14 protein-coding genes and 1 riboswitch are annotated in these 18,993 nt (G+C 72.2%); of the genes, 10 read left to right on the forward strand and 4 right to left on the reverse strand.

Annotated elements, in window-relative coordinates:
* Nucleotides 1-8: 8 nt before the first annotated feature.
* Nucleotides 9-86: riboswitch (ZMP/ZTP riboswitch) on the forward strand.
* A 37-nt stretch (nt 87-123) separates the two neighbouring features.
* The 4 genes from purH (at nt 124) to BM236_RS14060 (ending at nt 3,870) form a co-directional block, all read left to right on the forward strand.
* Nucleotides 124-1,707, forward strand: a complete 1,584-nt coding sequence (gene purH / locus BM236_RS14045; RefSeq protein ID WP_091125043.1) for a bifunctional phosphoribosylaminoimidazolecarboxamide formyltransferase/IMP cyclohydrolase — start codon at nt 124-126, stop codon at nt 1,705-1,707.
* 8 nt (nt 1,708-1,715) lie between these two features.
* Nucleotides 1,716-2,576: a bifunctional methylenetetrahydrofolate dehydrogenase/methenyltetrahydrofolate cyclohydrolase gene (locus tag BM236_RS14050; RefSeq protein ID WP_091124938.1), complete on the forward strand. Its 861-nt coding sequence runs from the start codon at nt 1,716-1,718 to the stop codon at nt 2,574-2,576.
* A gap of 5 nt (nt 2,577-2,581) precedes the next feature.
* Entirely contained in the window at nt 2,582-2,965 is a 384-nt protein-coding gene (locus tag BM236_RS14055) for a DUF3017 domain-containing protein (protein ID WP_245750341.1), read from the forward strand.
* Nucleotides 2,966-3,057: 92 nt separating this feature from the next.
* Entirely contained in the window at nt 3,058-3,870 is an 813-nt protein-coding gene (locus BM236_RS14060; protein ID WP_091124939.1) for an alpha/beta fold hydrolase, read from the forward strand.
* 8 nt (nt 3,871-3,878) lie between these two features.
* On the opposite strand, the gene BM236_RS14065 is transcribed toward BM236_RS14060, so the two are convergent.
* Nucleotides 3,879-4,901 (reverse strand): malate dehydrogenase, encoded by a 1,023-nt coding sequence (locus BM236_RS14065; protein ID WP_091124942.1) that lies wholly within the window; start codon nt 4,899-4,901, stop codon nt 3,879-3,881.
* 10 nt (nt 4,902-4,911) lie between these two features.
* On the opposite strand from BM236_RS14065, the gene BM236_RS14070 reads away from it, so the two are divergent.
* Complete coding sequence (locus BM236_RS14070; protein ID WP_091124943.1) at nt 4,912-5,568, forward strand: hypothetical protein; 657 nt, start codon at nt 4,912-4,914, stop codon at nt 5,566-5,568.
* 16 nt (nt 5,569-5,584) lie between these two features.
* On the opposite strand, the gene BM236_RS14075 is transcribed toward BM236_RS14070, so the two are convergent.
* A complete protein-coding gene (locus BM236_RS14075; protein WP_245750339.1) occupies nt 5,585-6,658 on the reverse strand; it encodes an MIP family channel protein in 1,074 nt (357 codons plus the stop codon).
* A 126-nt stretch (nt 6,659-6,784) separates the two neighbouring features.
* Between BM236_RS14075 and BM236_RS14080 the strand changes: the two genes are divergently transcribed.
* From BM236_RS14080 to cax, 3 genes are all read left to right on the forward strand, one after another.
* Nucleotides 6,785-8,983 (forward strand): NADP-dependent isocitrate dehydrogenase, encoded by a 2,199-nt coding sequence (locus BM236_RS14080; RefSeq protein ID WP_091124947.1) that lies wholly within the window; start codon nt 6,785-6,787, stop codon nt 8,981-8,983.
* 124 nt (nt 8,984-9,107) lie between these two features.
* A complete protein-coding gene (locus tag BM236_RS14085) occupies nt 9,108-12,710 on the forward strand; it encodes an ATP-binding cassette domain-containing protein (RefSeq protein WP_091125047.1) in 3,603 nt (1,200 codons plus the stop codon).
* 32 nt (nt 12,711-12,742) lie between these two features.
* Nucleotides 12,743-13,831, forward strand: coding sequence for a calcium/proton exchanger (gene cax, locus BM236_RS14090; protein WP_217645342.1), 1,089 nt, complete (start codon nt 12,743-12,745; stop codon nt 13,829-13,831).
* Here the strand turns inward: cax and BM236_RS14095 are convergent.
* A complete protein-coding gene (locus tag BM236_RS14095) occupies nt 13,828-15,444 on the reverse strand; it encodes a methyl-accepting chemotaxis protein (protein WP_091124949.1) in 1,617 nt (538 codons plus the stop codon). The genes cax and BM236_RS14095 overlap by 4 nt on opposite strands.
* 137 nt (nt 15,445-15,581) lie before the next feature.
* Here BM236_RS14095 and BM236_RS14100 point away from each other — a divergent pair, with 137 nt between their 5' ends.
* Nucleotides 15,582-16,787: an MFS transporter gene (locus tag BM236_RS14100; protein ID WP_091124951.1), complete on the forward strand. Its 1,206-nt coding sequence runs from the start codon at nt 15,582-15,584 to the stop codon at nt 16,785-16,787.
* Here the strand turns inward: BM236_RS14100 and BM236_RS14105 are convergent.
* Entirely contained in the window at nt 16,784-17,359 is a 576-nt protein-coding gene (locus tag BM236_RS14105; RefSeq protein WP_091124954.1) for a GNAT family N-acetyltransferase, read from the reverse strand. The two genes, BM236_RS14100 and BM236_RS14105, sit on opposite strands and share 4 nt — an antisense overlap.
* Before the next feature lie 75 nt (nt 17,360-17,434).
* Here BM236_RS14105 and BM236_RS14110 point away from each other — a divergent pair, with 75 nt between their 5' ends.
* Entirely contained in the window at nt 17,435-18,988 is a 1,554-nt protein-coding gene (locus BM236_RS14110; RefSeq protein WP_091124955.1) for a class I adenylate-forming enzyme family protein, read from the forward strand.
* Nucleotides 18,989-18,993: the final 5 nt, after the last annotated feature.

The raw sequence follows: 18,993 nt of genomic DNA on the forward strand, positions 1-18,993 counted from the left end.
TCTCTACGATGGACGCACACGACTGGCGCGGGTGGGGTGACCACCGGGGAGTGTGTGAGAAGGCATCGTCCGCCTGGGTGCCCCTCGTCGACCGTCCGACCGACCGATGAGGGAGTGGCCGCCATGGCTGGGCAGCAGGACAAGATCGAGATCAAGCGGGCGCTGGTGTCCGTCTTCGACAAGACCGGACTCGAGGAGCTCGTCCGCGGCCTGCACGACGCCGGGGTCGAGCTCGTCTCGACCGGCGGCTCGGCCGCCCTCATCGAGGGGCTCGGCCTGCCGGTGACCAAGGTCGAGGACCTCACCGGCTTCCCCGAGTGCCTCGACGGCCGGGTGAAGACGCTGCACCCGCGCGTCCACGCCGGCATCCTCGCCGACCGCCGTCTCGAGTCCCACGAGCAGCAGCTGGCCGACCTCGGCGTGGAGCCCTTCGACCTCGTGGTCGTCAACCTCTACCCGTTCGTCGAGACGGTCCTCTCCGGGGCCTCCATCGCGGAGTGCGTGGAGAAGATCGACATCGGCGGACCGTCGATGGTCCGTGCCGCCGCCAAGAACCACCCCAGCGTCGCGATCATCACCGACGGCGCCGACTACGGTCGCGCCCTCGAGGCCGCGCGCAGCGGCGGGTTCACCTACGAGGAGCGCAAGGCACTGGCCGCCAAGGCGTTCGCCCACACCGCGTCCTACGACGTCCAGGTCGCCTCCTGGATGGGCAACGTGCTCACCGACACCTCCGAGGGCAGCGGGTTCCCCGCGTGGACCGGCGCGACGTGGGAGAAGGCGGCCGTCCTGCGGTACGGCGAGAACCCCCACCAGCGGGCCGCGCTCTACCGGCACTGGCGCGGCGGCCTCGCCGGCGCCGAGCAGCTGCACGGCAAGGAGATGTCCTACAACAACTACGTCGACACCGACGCCGCGCGCCGTGCCGCCAACGACTTCGCCGAGCCGGCCGTTGCGATCATCAAGCACGCCAACCCGTGCGGGATCGCGGTCGGCGCCGACGTCGCCGAGGCGCACCGCAAGGCGCACGCCTGCGACCCCCTCTCGGCCTTCGGCGGCGTCATCGCGGCCAACCGCCCGGTCTCGGTCGAGCTGGCCCGCCAGGTCGCGGAGGTGTTCACCGAGGTGATCGTTGCGCCGGCGTACGAGGACGGCGCGGTCGAGATCCTCCAGGGGAAGAAGAACATCCGCATCCTGGTGTGCGCAGCGGACGAGCACCCCGACCCGATCGAGTTCCGGCCGATCAGCGGCGGGATGCTGGTCCAGACCGTCGACCACGTCGACGCCCCCGGCGACGACCCGTCCACCTGGACGCTGGCCACCGGTGAGGCAGCCGACGAGGCCACCCTCGCCGACCTCGCCTTCGCCTGGCGTTCGGTGCGCGCGGCGAAGTCCAACGCGATCCTGCTCGCCAAGGACGGCGGCGCCGTCGGCATCGGCATGGGCCAGGTCAACCGCGTCGACTCCTGCCGGCTCGCCGTCGAGCGGGCCAACACGCTGGTGCAGGCGCAGGAGCGGGCCCGTGGCGCGGTGGCCGCGTCCGACGCGTTCTTCCCCTTCGAGGACGGCCCGCAGATCCTGATCGACGCCGGGGTGAAGGCGATCGTCCAGCCGGGCGGCTCGGTGCGTGACGAGCTGACCATCGAGGCGTGCAAGGCCGCCGGCGTGACGATGTACTTCACCGGCACCCGCCACTTCTTCCACTGAGGACCACGATGACTGCACAGAGGCTGGACGGCACCGCCACCGCGAAGGCCATCAAGGACGAGCTGCGCGAGCGCGTCGCGACGCTTCGCGAGAAGGGCGTCCACCCCGGCCTCGGCACGATTCTCGTCGGCGACGACCCGGGCTCGCGGTGGTACGTCAACGGCAAGCACAAGGACTGCGCCGAGGTCGGCATCGAGTCCATCCGGATCGACCTGCCCGCCACGGCGAGCCAGGAGGAGATCGAGGACGCCGTCCGGACGCTCAACGACGACCCGGCGTGCACGGGCTACATCGTCCAGCTCCCGCTCCCGAAGGGGATCGACGAGAACCGCGTCCTCGGTCTCATCGACCCGTCGAAGGACGCCGACGGGCTGCACCCGACCAACCTCGGCTGGCTCGTCCTCGGCAAGGAGGCCGCGCTGCCGTGCACGCCGTACGGCATCGTCGAGCTGCTGCGCCGCCATGGTGTTGAGCTCGACGGGGCCGAGGTGGTCGTCGTCGGCCGGGGCGTGACCGTGGGCCGCCCGCTCGGGCTGTTGCTCACCCGGCGCTCCGAGAACGCCACCGTCACGCTCTGCCACACCGGCACCCGCGACCTGGCCGCCCACACCCGCGGAGCGGACATCGTCGTCGCGGCTGCCGGCGTGCCCGGGATCATCACGGCCGACATGGTGAAGCCCGGTGCGGCGCTGCTCGACGTCGGCGTCAGCCGGGTCGACGGCAGGATCGCCGGCGACCTCGCCGACGACGTCTGGGACGTGGCGGGCTGGGTGTCGCCCAACCCTGGCGGCGTCGGACCGATGACTCGTGCCATGCTGCTGTCCAACATCGTGATCAACGCAGAGAACACCGTGAAGGGTCTGGCTTGACGCTCGTGCACGACGGCGCGGAGTCCCCGGCGGAGCCGGGTGGCGTCCCCTCCCCGGAGGAGGTGGAGGCGGAGCTCGTCGCTGCTGGCGTGCAGGAGCCCGACCGCGACGAGCGGCGCTACCCCTCGACCCTCGGCGGTGCGTTCTACCTGGGCATCCTCGCCGTCGTCGCGCTGGGCCTCGGCGTCACCGCCGCCGGGCACTGGCGCGGGGGAGTGCACCTGATGGCAGGGGCGCTGGTCGGTGCCGCGGTGCTGCGGCTGGTGCTGCCGTCCCGCGATGCAGGGATGCTCGCGGTCAGGCACCGCGCCCTGGACTGCTCGCTGCTCGCCGTGGTCGGGTTTGCGCTGTGGTTCCTGGCGAGCACCATCCCCAACCAGCCGGTCTGACGTCCCCGCTCCCCGCCGCGCCCGGCAAGTGTCTGTGACACCGTGTAGCGTGTAACGCGACGACACGCCCGTGTCCTCGGCAGGAGGTCGAGATGGTGCTCGCGTACGAACGGTCCGGCAGTGGCGATCCGCTGGTGCTCGTCCACGGGATCGGCCACCGCCGGCAGGCGTGGTACCCGGTCCTCGACCGGCTCGCCGAGGAGTACGACGTCATCGCGGTCGACCTGCCCGGCCACGGTGCCAGCACGGACCGGCTCGACCCGGCACTCCCCGCGAAGGACGCCTTGAGCGCCTCGCTCCGGGAGACCCTCGACCACCTGGGCATCGACCGGCCCCACATGGTCGGCAACTCGCTCGGCGGCCTGATCGCCCTCGAGGCGGCCCAGGAAGGGCTGGCGCGAAGCGTCACCGCCCTCTCGCCGGCCGGGTTCTGGGGCGGCCCGCGCGAGTTCCTCTACGTGCGCGCGCTCTTCGCCACGATCATCGCCGCGGCGCGCGTCTCCCGGCCGGTCGCCGGACGCCTGCTGGGCACCAGGGCCGGCCGCGCGGCGATGTTCGCCTGGCTCCACGCGCGTCCGGGCGACCTCGACCCCGAGCTCGCCCGGGGCGACTTCGCCAACCTGCTCGATGCCCGCACGACGGTGAAGCAGCTCTTCGCCGCTGCCTACCCCTTCGCGCTCGCCGAGCACGCGGCGGAGGTGCCGACCACCATCGCCTGGAGCGAGCGCGACCACGTCCTGCTGCCCCGCCAGGCCCGACGGGCGCAGCAGCTCCTGCCGAACGCCCAGCACGTCACGCTCGCCGGCGTCGGGCACGTCCCGATGCCCGACGACCCCGAGCTGGTCGTGCGCACGATCAGGCAGGGTGCGCGGCCCGTGGACGGGCGGCTGTCCGCCCTCGCCTGACGCGCTGGTCAGACCAGGCCGAGCGAGCGGACCGCGTCCGCCTCCTCCTGGAGCTCCGCGACGGACGCGTCGATCCTCGACCGGGAGAAGTCGTCGATCTCGAGGTCCTGGACGATGCTCCAGCTGCCGCCACCGGTCGTGACGGGGAAGGACGACACCAGACCCTCGGGCACGCCGTAGGAGCCGTCGGAGACGACCGCCATCGACTGCCAGTCGTCGGCCGGCGTACCGAAGAGCCAGCTGCGCGCCGCGTCGATCGTCGCCGACGCCGCCGACGCCGCCGACGAGAGGCCGCGGGCCTCGATGATCGCCGTGCCGCGCTTGGCGACGGTCGGGATGAAGTCGCTCTCGATCCACTCGCGGTCGACGAGCTCGGTCGCGGGCCGACCGTCGACGAGCGTGTGGAAAAGGTCGGGGTATTGCGTCGCCGAGTGGTTGCCCCAGATCGTCATGCGCGTGATGTCGTGGGCCGGGACGCCCGTCTTGCGCGAGAGCTGCGCGATCGCCCGGTTGTGGTCCAGACGGGTCAGCGCCGAGAAGCGGTCGCGCGGGATGTCGGGGGCGTTGGCGGCGGTGATGAGGGCGTTGGTGTTCGCCGGGTTGCCGGTCACCTGGATCCGCACGTTGTCGGCCGCCGCGTCGTTGAGCGCGCGGCCCTGGGCGGTGAAGATCGCGCCGTTGGCCTCCAGCAGGTCCTTGCGCTCCATCCCGGCGCTGCGCGGGCGGGCGCCGACGAGGAGCGCGAGCTCCACACCGTCGAAGACTTCCTTCGGGTCGTCACCGATCTCGACGCCCGCGAGGTGCGGGAAGGCGCAGTCGTCGAGCTCCATGACGACGCCCTCGAGCGCCTTCAGCGCGGGGGTGACCTCGAGGAGCCTGAGCTCCACCTCGCGATCACCGCCGAGCGCGCCGGACGCGATGCGGAAGAGCAGGCTGTAACCGATCTGACCGGCGGCACCAGTGACGGCCACCTTGAGGGGAGTGCTCACCTTCAGCAACCTAGCGGAGGCGTGACGGAGGTGACAGGGCATCCTGGGGCGTGTGCGCGTACGACGGACACTGGCCGCCCTGCTCCTGCCGCTCGGCCTCGGCCTGACCGCGAGCGGGTGCGGGACGTTCGCCCAGTCCTACGACCCCACCGGCGTGGACGGGCTGACCATCCCGACGCCGAGCCCGCGCCCGCAGGACTTCGTCGGGACCGTCGACAACCCCTGGTTGTCGCTCGCCGAGGGCACCAGGACCTATACCGTGGTCCGGCCCGGCTCGCCGGAGACGACGCGGACCGTCGAGGTCCTGGCGGGCCGCGTGGAGGTGGCCGGCGTGGCGACGACGGCCGTGCGGAGGACGTCCGGCGCGGACGTCACGACGGACTACTACGCCCAGGACACCCGCGGGAACGTGTGGTGGTTCGCCCACGACGGGGCCGTCGGGGCCTGGCGGGCCGGCGAGGGTGACGCGCAGCCCGGCCTGGCGATGGCGGCGTCGCCCCGGCTGCGTGACGGCTACCGGACGGCGTACGTCCCCGGGGTGGTGGAGGACGTCGCCACGGTGGTGCGCCTGCAGAAGGATACGCTCGAGGTCGACGTGACGTCGTCCCTCGCGCCCCGAGGGGTCGTGCGGGAGACCTACCGGCGCGGCGTCGGACTGGTCATGCGGGTCGATGCCGCGACCGGGGCCTACGACGAGCTGCAGCCCTGATCGCCCGGGATGCGCATCAGGAGTCGGTCGGCGGGTCCTGCAGCGGCTTCCACTGCTGCGAGGCGTAGTCCCACTCCCAGCCGTCCTGGATGATCCGCGGCTGGGCTCCCGGGTCGGCGGCCGAACCTGCGGTGGATGCTCCGGTGGACGCTCCGGCGGAGTCGGTCGTCGAACCCGTCGTCGAGCCCGTGCTCGACCCGGTCATGGGGTGGGTCGTCTCGTCGGTGGCCGAGGTGTTCATCGGGGTGGTCGTGGTCGCGTCGTCCTGGTTCCACTGCTGCTGGAACGAGTCGGGCGCGCCGTAGCCGGGCACCGCGGCACCGGTCGCCGCGCGGGCGCCGAAGCGCAGCCCGGAGCCCGGGACCGGCTCGGTCGCGTGACCGAACAGCACCGGGTAGAGCAGGCCGCCGATCGCCCCGCCGGCGAGCGGGGCGAGGATGAAGAGCCAGAGCTGGACGATGTGGTCGCCGCCCGCGAACAGCGCCGGGCCGATGGACCGGGCCGGGTTCACCGACGTGCCGGTCAGCGGGATCGCGACGAAGTGGATCGCCGAGAGGGCCAGGCCGATCGCCAGCGGCGCGATCGCCGGGTGCTCGTTGCGCTCGTCGGTGACGCCGAGGATGACCACGACGAAGACGGCGGTCAGCACCAGCTCGACCAGGAAGGCCGCCCACCAGGCGATGTGGGACGAGGCGTGGTCGCCGAAGCCGTTCTGGCCCATGTGGTCGGTGCTGGTGAAGCCGGGGATGCCCTGGAAGACCACGAAGAGCACGAGGGCGGCCACGACGGCCGCGACGACCTGCGTGATGACGTAGGCCGGGACCTGCTTCCACGGGAAGCGGCCGCCGACCGCGGCGCCGACCGTCACGGCGGGGTTGAAGTGACCACCGGAGATCCGGCCGACCGCGTAGACGGCGATCAGCACCGCGATGCCGAACGCCAGGCCGGTCGGGGTCACGTCGCCGCCGGTGGCGATCGCCGCCCCGACGCCGAGCGTGACGAGGATGAAGGTGCCGAGGGCCTCGGCGGCCAGCTTCTGCATCTGCTCTGGGGCCGCGGTGCTTCGCGGCTGCTGCTGCGATGTCGCCATGGTCGGGACTCTAGTCCCAGGGTCTGTCTTCCGCCGGTTGCCGTGCGGTGCGAAGGTGAGCGAAGAACGCCCGTCAGGTATCTTGACGTCAAGCAATCTTCTCCCAGTTCCAGGAGTGACGCCGCAATGGCCGGTAACGCAAGGATCATCTACACCCACACCGACGAGGCGCCCCTGCTGGCGACGTACTCGTTCCTGCCGATCGTCCAGGCGTACGCCGCCAAGGCCGGCGTGGACGTGGAGACGCGCGACATCTCGGTGGCCGCCCGCATCCTGGCCCAGTTCGGCCTGGCCGACGACGCGCTGACCGAGCTCGGCGAGCTGGCGAAGACCCCCGCCGCCAACATCATCAAGCTGCCCAACATCTCCGCCTCGATCCCGCAGCTCAAGGCCGCGATCAAGGAGCTCCAGGCGCAGGGCCACGCGGTGCCGGACTACCCCGACGACCCGAAGACCGACGGGGAGCGGGAGGTCCGGGCCAAGTTCGACAAGGTCAAGGGCTCCGCCGTCAACCCGGTCCTGCGCGAGGGCAACTCCGACCGGCGCGCGCCGCAGTCGGTGAAGAACTACGCCAAGGCGCACCCGCACCGCAACAAGCCCTTCCCGGGTGGCTCCAAGACCGCCGTGGCGACGATGGGGGACCACGACTTCCGCGCGAACGAGAAGTCGGTGACGCTCGCGTCCGACGACACCCTCTCGATCGTGCTGGAGACGGCGGCCGGCCAGACGATCACGCTGAAGGAGGGCCTGGAGGTCCTCGCCGGCGAGATCGTCGACGCGACCAAGATGGACGTCGCCAACCTGCAGGCCTTCCTGCGCAACGCGCTCGCCAAGGCCGAGGCCGAGGACGTGCTGTTCTCCGTCCACCTCAAGGCCACGATGATGAAGGTCTCCGACCCGATCATCTTCGGCCACGTCGTGAAGGCCTACTTCGCCGACGTCTTCGACAAGTACGGCCAGGACCTCGCCGCCGCCGGCCTGTCGGCCAACGACGGCCTCGGCGCCATCCTCGCCGGCCTGGACAAGCTCGCGAACGGCGCGGAGATCAGGGCCGCGTTCGACGCCGCCCTCGCGTCCGGCCCGCGGCTGTCCTACGTCAACTCCGACAAGGGCATCACCAACCTGCACGTCCCCTCCGACGTGATCGTCGACGCATCCATGCCCGCGCTGATCCGCAACGGCGGCAAGCTCTGGGGTGTCGACGGCGGCGAGGACGACACCCTCGCCGTCATCCCGGACTCCTCCTACGCCGGGGTCTACCAGACGGTCATCGAGGACACCATCGAGCACGGACCGCTCGACCCGGCGACCATCGGCACCGTCCCCAACGTCGGCCTGATGGCGCAGGCGGCCGAGGAGTACGGCTCCCACGACAAGACCTTCGAGATCCCGGCGGCGGGCACCGTCCGGGTGGTCGGCGCCGGCGGCGACGTGCTCATCGAGCACGACGTCGAGGGCGGCGACATCTGGCGCGCCTGCCAGACCAAGGACATCCCTGTCCGCGACTGGGTGAAGCTCGCCGTCAACCGCGCCCGCGCGTCGCAGACCCCGGCGATCTTCTGGCTCGACGAGTCCCGCGCCCACGACGCCGAGCTGATCAAGAAGGTCGCCAGCTACCTGCCCGAGCACGACACCGACGGGCTGGACATCAAGATCCTCAGCCCCACCCTCGCGACGGCGTACTCGCTGGAGCGGATGCGGCGCGGCGAGGACACCATCTCGGTGACCGGCAACGTGCTGCGCGACTACAACACCGACCTCTTCCCGATCCTCGAGGTCGGCACGTCGGCCAAGATGCTCTCGATCGTCCCGCTGATCGCCGGCGGTGGCCTCTTCGAGACCGGCGCGGGCGGCTCCGCGCCGAAGCACGTGCAGCAGCTGGTGGAGGAGAACTACCTGCGCTGGGACTCCCTGGGCGAGTTCTTCGCCCTGGCGCCCTCGCTCGAGCTGTACGCCGAGCAGGCCGGTGCCCCGGCCGCCAGGGTGCTCGCCGCGACGCTCGACCGGGCGACCGGCACGTTCCTGGAGAACGACCGCTCGCCGGGGCGCAAGCTCGGCACGATCGACAACCGCGGCTCGCACTTCTACCTGGCGCTCTACTGGGCCGAGGAGCTGGCCAAGCAGGAGGACGACACCACCCTGGCGGCTGCGTTCGCGCCACTGGCCAAGGAGCTGCGCGAGAAGGAGCAGCGGATCGTCGACGAGCTCCTCGCCGTCCAGGGACAGCCCGCCGACATCGGCGGCTACTACTTCCCGGACGCCGAGAAGGCCTCCGCCGTGATGCGGCCGAGCACGACGCTCAACGAGGCGCTGGCCTCGCTCTGAGCCCGACGCTCGACTCCGACGCCCCGGTCGTCCGCGCCCGGGGCGTCGGCGTCTCCGAGCACGGCCGGACGAGCAGAAAACGGGGAGAGAAGTGTCGGCCATCGGACGTAGCGTCAGCACCCTGATGACCGACACCCTGGCTCCGCCCTCTCCGACCGACCGGACCGCTCCGGCCGCGTCGTCCGACGACCCCTCCAGACGCGTCGACTGGCGCCGGCTGCGCGGCCCGGTCACCGTTGCCGCCCTCATCGCGGCCGCGATCGCCTCCATCAGCGCCACCCTGGGCACGGTCGTCGCCGGCCGTCTGGTCGAGCACCCGAGCGGCCACCTCGTCGGCCTGCTGGCGCTGTGCGTCGTCGGAGCCGCCGTGATCGACACATCCGGCAAGGTCGCCTGGGTCGGCATCTCCGACCGGGTCGAGGGCAGGCTGCGCGAAGACGTCCTGCGCGCCGCGATGCGCCAGCCGCTCGCCGCGCTCAGCGAGCAGGCGGTCGGCGAGATCCTCGACCGGGTCGACGACGACTCCCACGAGGTCGGCAACCTGATGCGCTGGCAGTTGTGGATGATGTTCCGCTCGCTCTTCGGAACGGTCCCGATGTGGATCGTCGCCGGGCTCACCTGGTGGCCGGCGTGGCTGCTCTTCCCCCTGCTCGGAGCCGTCACCTGGCTGGCCATCCGTCGGCTGCTCCAGGAGATCGCCAGGCGCAAGGTCGTCGAGGAGATGGCGTGGACCGACCACGCCGCGGTCCTCGAGGAGGGGATCGCCGGCCGGGACGACATGCGCACCAGTCTCGGCCAGGCTCACGTCATCGCCCGCGTCGCGCGCCTGTCGGCGACGGTGCATGCCAGGTTCGTCGAGGTGGTCGACCTGGAGAGCAGGCTGGTCCGGCGGGCCGGCGTCCTCCTGCACGCCCTGCTAGCCGGCGTCGCCGTCGCGGGCGTCGCGCTCGCCGAGGGCGGCAGCCTGTCCCCGGCCCGGCTGCTCACCCTCTTCCTGGTCACCTCGACGTTCGTCGGCCAGATCGCGATGCTCGCCAACCACCTGCCGGACCTCCAGGCAGGGCTCGGCGCGGTGATCCGGCTGCGCCAGATGCTGGCCGTGCCGTCCGAGCCCGAGGGCGGCCTGCCGCTCCCCGACGGTCCGGCAGGGATCGAGGTGCGCGGGCTGGACTTCGCCTACGACGAGGGCACCTTCGGCTTGCGCGGCATCGACCTGACGGTCCCGGCGGGCCAGACCATCGCGCTCGTCGGGCGCACCGGCTCGGGCAAGTCGACGCTCGCCTCGCTGGTCTCGCGGGCGGTCGAGCCGCCGCGCGGCGCTGTCTTCGTCGGTGGCGTCGACGTCCGCGACCTCGACCTGCAGCGGCTTCGCGCGGCCGTCGGCGTGGTCACGCAGCGGACCGAGATCCTCGCCGGCACGCTCGCCGACAACATCTCCCTCTTCGACGACGACCTGCCACGGTCAGTCCTCGAGTCGGCCGTTGCCCGGCTCGGGCTCGACGGCTGGGTCGCCGGGCTCCCCGAGGGCCTCGACACGCTACTGGGACCCGGCGGGACCTCGCTCTCGGCGGGGGAGGAGCAGCTCGTCGCGTTCGCCCGGCTCCTCGTCCGCGACGTGAAGGTCGTCGTCCTCGACGAGGCCACCGCCCGGATGGACCCGCTCACCGAGCGTCGCGTGGTCGCTGCCTCCGACCGGCTGCTCGCCGGCCGCACGGGCGTGCTGATCGCCCACCGGCTCTCGACGATCGAGCGCGCGCCGCTCGTCGCCGTGCTCGACCACGGCCGGGTCGTCCAGCGCGGCTCGCGCGCCGAGCTGGCGGTCGTCCCCGGCGCGTTCCGCGACCTGCTCGAGGCGAGCCGCGACAGGCACGGCGACCCGGCCACACCGATCGACCACGCCGGCGACGACCGTGCGGGCGACGACCACGCCACGGACGCGCCCGCGGTGGACCCCGCCACGCTGGACCACGCCACGCTGGACCACGCGGCAGGCGTCGGCGGCCGCCGACGCTCCGGCCCGGCGCCGGTGGTGCCCGAGGTCGGGACCGGCCCCACGCTCGGCCGCGGGATCGCGCACGCCCTCGCCGTCCGCCCGGCCTGGGGCGTGCTCGGCGCCCTGATGTTCCTGCTCGCCTCGCTGGCCGGTGCGCAGGGCGCGGTCACCGGACTCGTCTGGGGCCGCATCATGGAGTCGCTCGAGGACGGCGGGACGCCGCGCCTGCTCGTCGCTGCCCTCGTGGTCAGCCTGATCGCCGCCCCGCTGATGCTCGCCGACGCGTTCTGGCGCTACCCGCGCTGGTGGATCGAGGTCATGCTGCGCGCCCGGATGGCCGTGCTCCACGGTCAGACCCAGCAGCACCGGCTGGCCCGCACGCCCGCCGGCGAGGTCGTCGCCCGGTCGATGGACGCCGACCGCTACGCCCGCTACGCCGACCGCTGGGTCGACTTCCTCAACGGCCTCATCATCGCGGGCGTGACGGCCCTGTTGGGTGGGACCTGGCTGGCCGGCACGGTCCTGCTCGTCGTGATGGTGTCCTCGGCGCTGGCCTCCAGCGTGGGCCGGCCGATCGCCGGTCGCTCCGCGGCCGCGTCGTCGACCGCCCGTGCCCAGTTCGGGCGGGCGCTGGTCTCCGCGCTCGAGTCGGCTCGCACGGTGAAGCTGGCCGCCGCCACGCCGCAGGTGCACGCCCACCTGCGCAAGGTCGACGGCGGCCGCGTCGCCGCGGCCGTCAAGGAGCACCGCGTGCAGGCCGTGCTCGACGGCGTCCCCGTCGTGATGGTGCAGTGCGGCGTCGTCGCCGCGTGGTGGTTCTACGTCGGGGGCGGCTGGCCGCTCGCGACAGCGCTGCTCGTCGCGAGTGCGGTGTCCGGCTTCGACTGGTTCGGTCGAGTGGCGGGCATGGTCGTCACCGAGGCGCCCGGCACGCGAGCCTGGCAGAAGGAGACCAGCCGCTTCGCCGGGGGAGCCGACCTCATGGACCTGCCGCCCGGCGTCGACCTGGTGTCCGGGCAGGCGCCGGCGCCCGCGCCGGTCGAGCCGGTGCCGCTGCGCCGGCTGAGCCTGGCCGGGTTCTCCGCCGTGCACGAGGACGGCACCATCGGCGTCACCGACGTGGACCTGACCGTCGAGGCCGGCGAGCTGGTGCTGCTCGTCGGGCAGGTCGGCTCGGGCAAGTCGAGCCTCCTCTCGTCGCTCGCCGGGCTGATCGACCACGGCGGCACGATCCGCTGGAATGACACCCCCGTCGAGGACGCGCAGGCGTTCCTGCGGCCCGGGCAGGTCGCCCACGTTGCGCAGGTGCCGCGGGTGCTCTCCGGCACCTTCGCCGACAACGTCCGGCTGGGCCACGAGCGCGCCTTCGACGGGCCGGTCGCCGACGCCCGGCTCGAGCCCGACATCGACGAGGCCGGTGGCAAGGACGCCCTCGTCGGGCACCGCGGCGTGCGGCTCTCGGGCGGTCAGGTCCAGCGCCTGGCGCTCGCTCGGGCGCTGGCCACCGACGCCGAGCTGCTGCTCGCCGACGACGTCTCCAGCGCGCTCGACGCGGCCACCGAGATCGAGCTGTGGCGGGCCCTGCGCGAGCGGCGGGCGACCGTGATCGGTGCGACCTCGAAGCGGGCGGCGCTGGCGCAGGCCGACCGGGTCGTCGTACTCGTCGACGGGGAGGTGGCCGCGACCGGGCCGTGGAGCGAGCTCGCCCCGGCGTGGGGGCACCTCGCGGGGTGACCGGGCCCGACCGGACCTCGTAGTGTCCCGCTGTGACCACCACTGCGGAGCAGCCGACGTTCGTCCGGTCTGACCTCGTGATCCTGGGGGGCGGAGGCGCGGCCGTCGTCCTGGCCGGCCTGTCGCACTACCTCGACTGGGGCGGGGTGCCGTCGTTCGTGCTGGCGGCCGTCGCGGTGACGCTGCTCGCCAGCATGGTCGGCCGGTCGGTCGAGCAGCTCGGGGACCGGTTCGGCCCGGGCGCCACCGGCGTTCTGCAGAGCGCGCTGGGCAACCTGCCGGAGCTGTTCATCTGCCTCTTCGCGCTCAAGGCCGGCCTCGTCGCGGTCGTCCAGGCCGCGCTGATCGGCTCGATCCTGGCCAACCTGCTGCTCGTCATGGGCATCGCCTTCGTCGTCGGCGGCCTCAAGCACGGCTCGCAGGCGATCGACTCCGCCCGTGCCCGCACCATCTCGGTGCTGATGCTCGTCGCGGTGACGGCGCTGGTGTTCCCCTCGCTCACCAGTCAGCTGCACACGCCTGCCGCAGGCCACGAGGGCGCGCTCTCCGCCATCGCCTCGGTCGTGCTGCTGGTGCTCTTCGCGCTCACCCTGCCGGCGTCGCTGAAGAAGGAGAGCTCGACCGGGATGAGCAACGACACCGCGGAGACCGAGGCGCCGCGGTGGCCGGTGCCGCTCGCGGTCGGGCTGCTCGCCCTGGCGGGGCTGCTCGCCGCCTTCGTGTCGGACTGGTTCGTCAACGCGCTCGAGCCGGCGATGGACTCCTGGGGCGTGTCCGACGCGTTCGCCGGTCTGGTCATCGTCGCGATCGCGGGCAACGCGATCGAGAACGTGGTCGGCGTCCAGCTCGCTGCCCGCAACCAGTCCGACTACGCCTTCCAGCTCATCATCAACTCGCCGCTCCAGATCGCGCTCGTGCTCGCGCCCGCGCTGGTGCTTCTGTCCAAGCTGCTCGGCTTCACGGCGCTCACGCTGGTCTTCAGCCCATTGCTCGTCGTGGCCGTCTTCCTGGCCGTGCTGGTCGCGGTGATCATCACGGTGGACGGTGAGTCCAACTGGATCGAGGGAGCCGCGCTCATCGGCGTCTACATCGTGGTCGCCGCGACCTTCTGGTGGGGCTAGTAGCGGAAGGTCGCCACCAGCTCCTGCAGTCGCGTCGACATCTCGGACAGCTCGCCGACCGCTGCGCTGATCTCGTGGACGCCGTCGGTGGTGGCCCGGGAGGTGCCCGCGAGGGTGTCGATGGCGGAGGCGATCTCGCCGGTACCGCCGGCCGCGTCCGAGACGCTGCGGTTCATCTCCTTGGTCGTCACCGACTGCTCCTCGACGGCGGCGGCGATGGTGTTCTGAGAGTCGCTGATCCGACTCACCACCTCGCCGATGCGGTCGATGGCCGCCACGGCGCCTCCGGCGTCGGCCTGGATGGCGCCGACGCGTGCTGAGATGTCGTCGGTCGCCTTCGCCGTCTCCTGGGCCAGGTCCTTGACCTCGTTGGCGACGACGGCGAAGCCCTTGCCCATCTCGCCGGCGCGGGCCGCCTCGATGGTGGCGTTGAGCGCGAGCAGGTTGGTCTGCTCGGCGATCGAGCTGATCAGCTTGACGACGTTGCCGATCTCCTGGCTGGACTGGCCGAGCTGGTCGATCGTGCGCCGGGTCTCGTCCGCCTCACGGACCGCCTCGTCGGCCACGCCGACGGCGTGCTGGGCGCTCCGGGCGATCTCGTGGATCGAGGCGCCCATCTCCTCCGATGCGACGGCCACGGTCTGCACGTTGGCCGACACCTGGGTCGCCGCGGCGCTCACGTCGGCCGCGCGCGCCGAGGCCTCGGCCGCCGAGCCGGAGATCGTGGCCGTCGTACGCTCGATGCCCGCGGCGGTGCCGCCGAGGCTGCGCGCGGAGTCCGCGAGGGTCGACACGATGCCGCGCAGTGACGCCATCGTCGCCTCGAACGCGGCGGCGAGCCGGCCGACCTCGTCGCGCTGGTCGATGCCCGGGGACGCGGTCAGGTCGCCGTCGGCGACCAGCGTCAGGGCGTGGATCGACCGACGCAGCGGACGGACGATGGACCGGGTGACGATCAGGCCCAGTGCCAGCGCCGCCAGCAGCGCGAGGACCGCGACGATGACGATGGTCGTCCGGGCGAGCCCGGCCGCGTGGCCGGCCTCGTCGGCCAGCGCCGTGTGCCGGGCGTCGAGCGACTTCATCACCTTGTCGGTGCTGTCGAGCAGGTTCGACCACGCGGTGTCGAGGTCGTTGTTGAGGATCTGGTACGCCGCCGCCATGCTCGCCGGCGTGCCCTGCTGGATCTTGGCGACCATGTCGTCGTTGATCCGGAAGTAGTCGTCCCACAGCTTGCGCATGTGGTCGAGCTCGGTCAGCTCCTTGGCGGTGTAGGCCTGCCGGTCGATGCCGTCCAGCAGCGCGTACGCGGCCTTGCGCGACTCGGTCAGGCCGGCCACGTTGGTGTTGTCGGGCGCCACCGCGCCGGCGGGGTCCTCGACGACGGCCTCGGCGTAGATGTAGCCCTGCCAGCCGCTGATGTCGGCGTCGAGGTAACGCAGCTGCTGGACGTCGTCGCGCAGGCTCTGCAGGTGCTGGATGTCCTGGAGCTTGTGCTGCTGGGTCAGGGAGGCGTAGATGCCGGTCCCGGCGACCACGACGAGCAGCAGGCAGACGAGGCCGAAGGCGGCCGTCAGTCGTCGTCCGATGGAGACATCACGCAGCAGGGTTCTCACGGCTGACTGGATCGGCGGGCCGGCGCCCGGTCTGAGGTCAACGCGTGTGGGCCCTCACACGTCGCGGTTCCGGGGAATACCCGGGTGGACCCACGGGGTTGGCGCAGCGTCCGCCTGGAACGATCGAAAGCGACGCGATGACCGTCACCACCGAGCTCACCGCCCCGCCCGAGCGGACGGCGAAGCACGCCGTGGTGGCCATCCTCGCCCTCGGGGTCGGCGGGTTCGCCATCGGCACGACCGAGTTCGTCACGATGGGCGTGCTGCCGCAGATCGCCGACGGCGTCGACGTCTCTGTCCCGACCGCCGGACACATCATCTCGGCGTACGCCCTCGGCGTCGTCGTCGGCGTCCCACTGCTCTCCTTCTTCGTCGCGCACCTGCCGCGCAAGGGCCTGCTGCTCTCCTTCATGGCGACGTACGCCGCCTTCAACGTCCTCTCCGCAGCGGCGCCGAGCTATCCGGTGCTGATGGTCGCGCGCTTCGTCGACGGCCTGCCCCACGGCGCCTACTTCGGCATCGCGTCACTGGTCGCCGCCGGCCTGGTCTCCGAGGAGCGGCGCGGCCGGGCGGTCGCCAGCGTGATGATGGGCATCTCCGTGGCCAACGTGGCCGGTGTCCCGGCTGCCACCTGGCTGGGCCAGCACGTCGGCTGGCGCGCGACCTACCTCGCCGCCGCGCTGCTGGCGGCGCTGACCGTGGCGTTGATCGGCTGGTCGGTGCCGCGCTCCCCGGGCAACCCCGGGGCCACCGGCCGCTCGGAGGCCCGCGGCTTCTTCTCCAACGCACAGGTCTGGCTGACGATGGCGGCGGGCGCCGCCGGGTTCGGCGGCATGTTCGCGATCTACTCCTACATCGGCAAGATCGTGCCCGACGTCGCCGGGCTCTCCGAGCACGTGGTGCCGGTCTTCGTGCTCGTCCTCGGCCTGGGCATGGTGGTCGGCACCCTGCTGGCCGGCGAGCTGGCCCGCTGGTCGGTCTTCCGCACCCTGCTGGCGGCCAGCTCCGGGTCGCTGCTCGTGATGCTGCTGACCTGGCTGGTGGCCCCGCACGGCTGGCTGCTGCTGCCGGCGGTCTTCCTGGTGACGGTCTGCGCCTCGATCCTCGCGGTCAACCTGCAGATCAGGCTGATGGACGTCTCCGGCGACGCGGTCACCCTCGGGGCGGCGATGAACCACGCGACCCTCAACATCGCCAACGCGGCCGGCGCCTACCTCGGCGGCGTCGTCATCGCGTGGGGCTTCGGTTACCGCTCGACGGCGCTGGTCGGTGCGACGCTGGCGGTCTTCGGCATCGCGCTGCTCGGCTGGAGCGCGGTGCTCCACCGGCGTACAGCCCGCTAACGGTCCGCGGCGATCTCCCAGGCCTCGCGCGGCTGCAGCGGCTCGCTGGCCAGCAGGGTGCCGACCCACGCGTCGCGCATCTCGCCGCGCTGCGGGAGCCACTGGCGCACGCAGCCGTCGAAGGAGAAGCCGACCTTCCAGGCCAGCTTGCGGGACGCCCAGTTGCCTGCGTGCGCCCACCAGATGACGGTGGTCAGCGACCGGGCCTCGAAGCCCCAGGCCAGCAGCAGGCGGAGCGCGCGCTCCATCGCGCCCGTGCCGCGGATGTCGGGATGTGACCCGAACGCCACCTCGGCGCGGCCCGGCCCCTCGTTGCGCAGCTCGACCGAGCCACCGAACCGGCGGTCCACCTCGACGGCGAAGGGCCACTCGGTGTCCTCGAGCCACGCCCTGGCCCGCGAGCCGATGTAGTCGCGCGCGTCGTCGAGCGAGTACGGCGTCGGGACCGTCGTCCACCGGACCGACTCGGCGTCGACCGACTGCTCCACGGACCGCTCGACGTCGGAGGGCCGGTGGGCGCGCAGCGTGACGGGGCCGTCGGTCAGGGTCGGGATCGCACCGGGAAAGGTCATGGGTCCATCCTCCCCGTGTGATGCGCGACACTGACACCGGATGGCCGACCCCCTGACAGGCACCGGAGGTGCTCGATGACCCTGACCTCATCAGTGACGCAGGCCCCCGTGGGGGAGCACAACCTGGCGGTGCTCGCCGAGCAGTGGCTCGACCGCGTCGGCGACTACGAGATGCTGCTCTTCGAGGGCACGGGCCACACCTCGGGACAGATCCTCGACCGGGCGAGGCGCGCGGCCGGCGGACTGCGGAGGATGGGCGTCGAGGCCGGCGATCGGGTCGTGGTGCTGACCATGAACACCCCCGAGGTGTTCGTGTCCTACCACGCGCTCTGGCGGGCCGGAGCGGTCGTCACGCCCGTGATCTTCCTGCAGACCCCGCCCGAGCTGCGCCACATCCTGGAGGACTCCGGAGCGGTGGCCGCCGTGGTCAGCCCCGAGCTGGTGCCGCTCATCGGCGCTGCGGCGCAGGGGCTCGACCTGCAGGTGATCGTCGCGGGCGAGGTACCCGACGGGGTGGACGCGATCCCCTTCATGCAGCTGGAGCGGGCCGAGCCGCTCCCGATCGAGCCGCGCGGCGACGACGACCTGGCGGCGCTGCTCTACACCGGCGGCACCACCGGCCGGGCCAAGGGCGTCATGCTGAGCCACCACAGCCTGTGGGAGGCGGGCAGCGGGCTCGCCGTGGTGGCAGAGTCGATGGACACCAGCCGGCTGCTGCTCCCGCTGCCGCTCTCGCACGTCTACGGGCTCAACGTGCTCGTCGCCGGTCTGCACTCCAAGCGCCAGCAGGTCTCGGTCATGCAGCGCTGGTTCGACCCCAAGGGCTGGCTGGAGCTGGTCCAGGAGCACCGCATCGACAACAGCCCGGTCGTCCCGTCGATGTTGCAGATGCTGCTCGACCAGCCGTACGCCGACTACGACCTCAGCTCGCTGCGGACCTTCGGCTCCGGGGGCGCCCCGCTGCTGCCCGCGCTGCGCGAGAAGGTCGAGAAGGCCCTCGGCGTCGCGATCCTGGAGGGCTACGGCTGCACCGAGAGCAGCTCGGTGGTCACCGCCTCCACTCCTGCAGCGAGCAAGGCGGGCAGCGTCGGGAAGCCGGCGCCGCACGCCGAGGTCGCGATCCTCGACCCGACCGGCCGGCCGCTCCCGGTCGGCGAGGAGGGCGAGATCTGCGTCCGGGGCGCGGGCGTGATGATGGGCTACTGGAACGAGCCGGAGCTGACCGCGAAGACGATCGTCGACGGCTGGCTGCACACCGGCGACGTCGGACGGCTCGACGAGGACGGCTTCCTCTACGTGGTCGACCGCGTCAAGGACCTCATCATCCGCGGCGGCTTCAACGTCTACCCGCGCGACGTCGAGGACGCGCTGCTGGCGCACCCGGCCGTCACCGCCGCGGCGGTGGTCGGCAAGCCGGACGAGAAGAGCGGCGAGGAGGTCGTCGCCCTGGTCTCGCTGCGCCCGGGCGCGAGCGCCGATCCCGAGGAGCTGATGGAGTTCGCCAAGGGGCGGCTCGCCCGCTACAAGTACCCGCGCGAGGTCCGGATCGTCGACGCCGTGCCGGTCACGAGCGTGGGCAAGACCGACCGCAAGGCTGTGCGCGTGATGGTGCGCTCGCTGGAGAGCTGAGATCT

Source organism: Nocardioides terrae, from assembly GCF_900112345.1.
Taxonomy (GTDB): Bacteria; Actinomycetota; Actinomycetes; order Propionibacteriales; family Nocardioidaceae; genus Nocardioides; species Nocardioides terrae.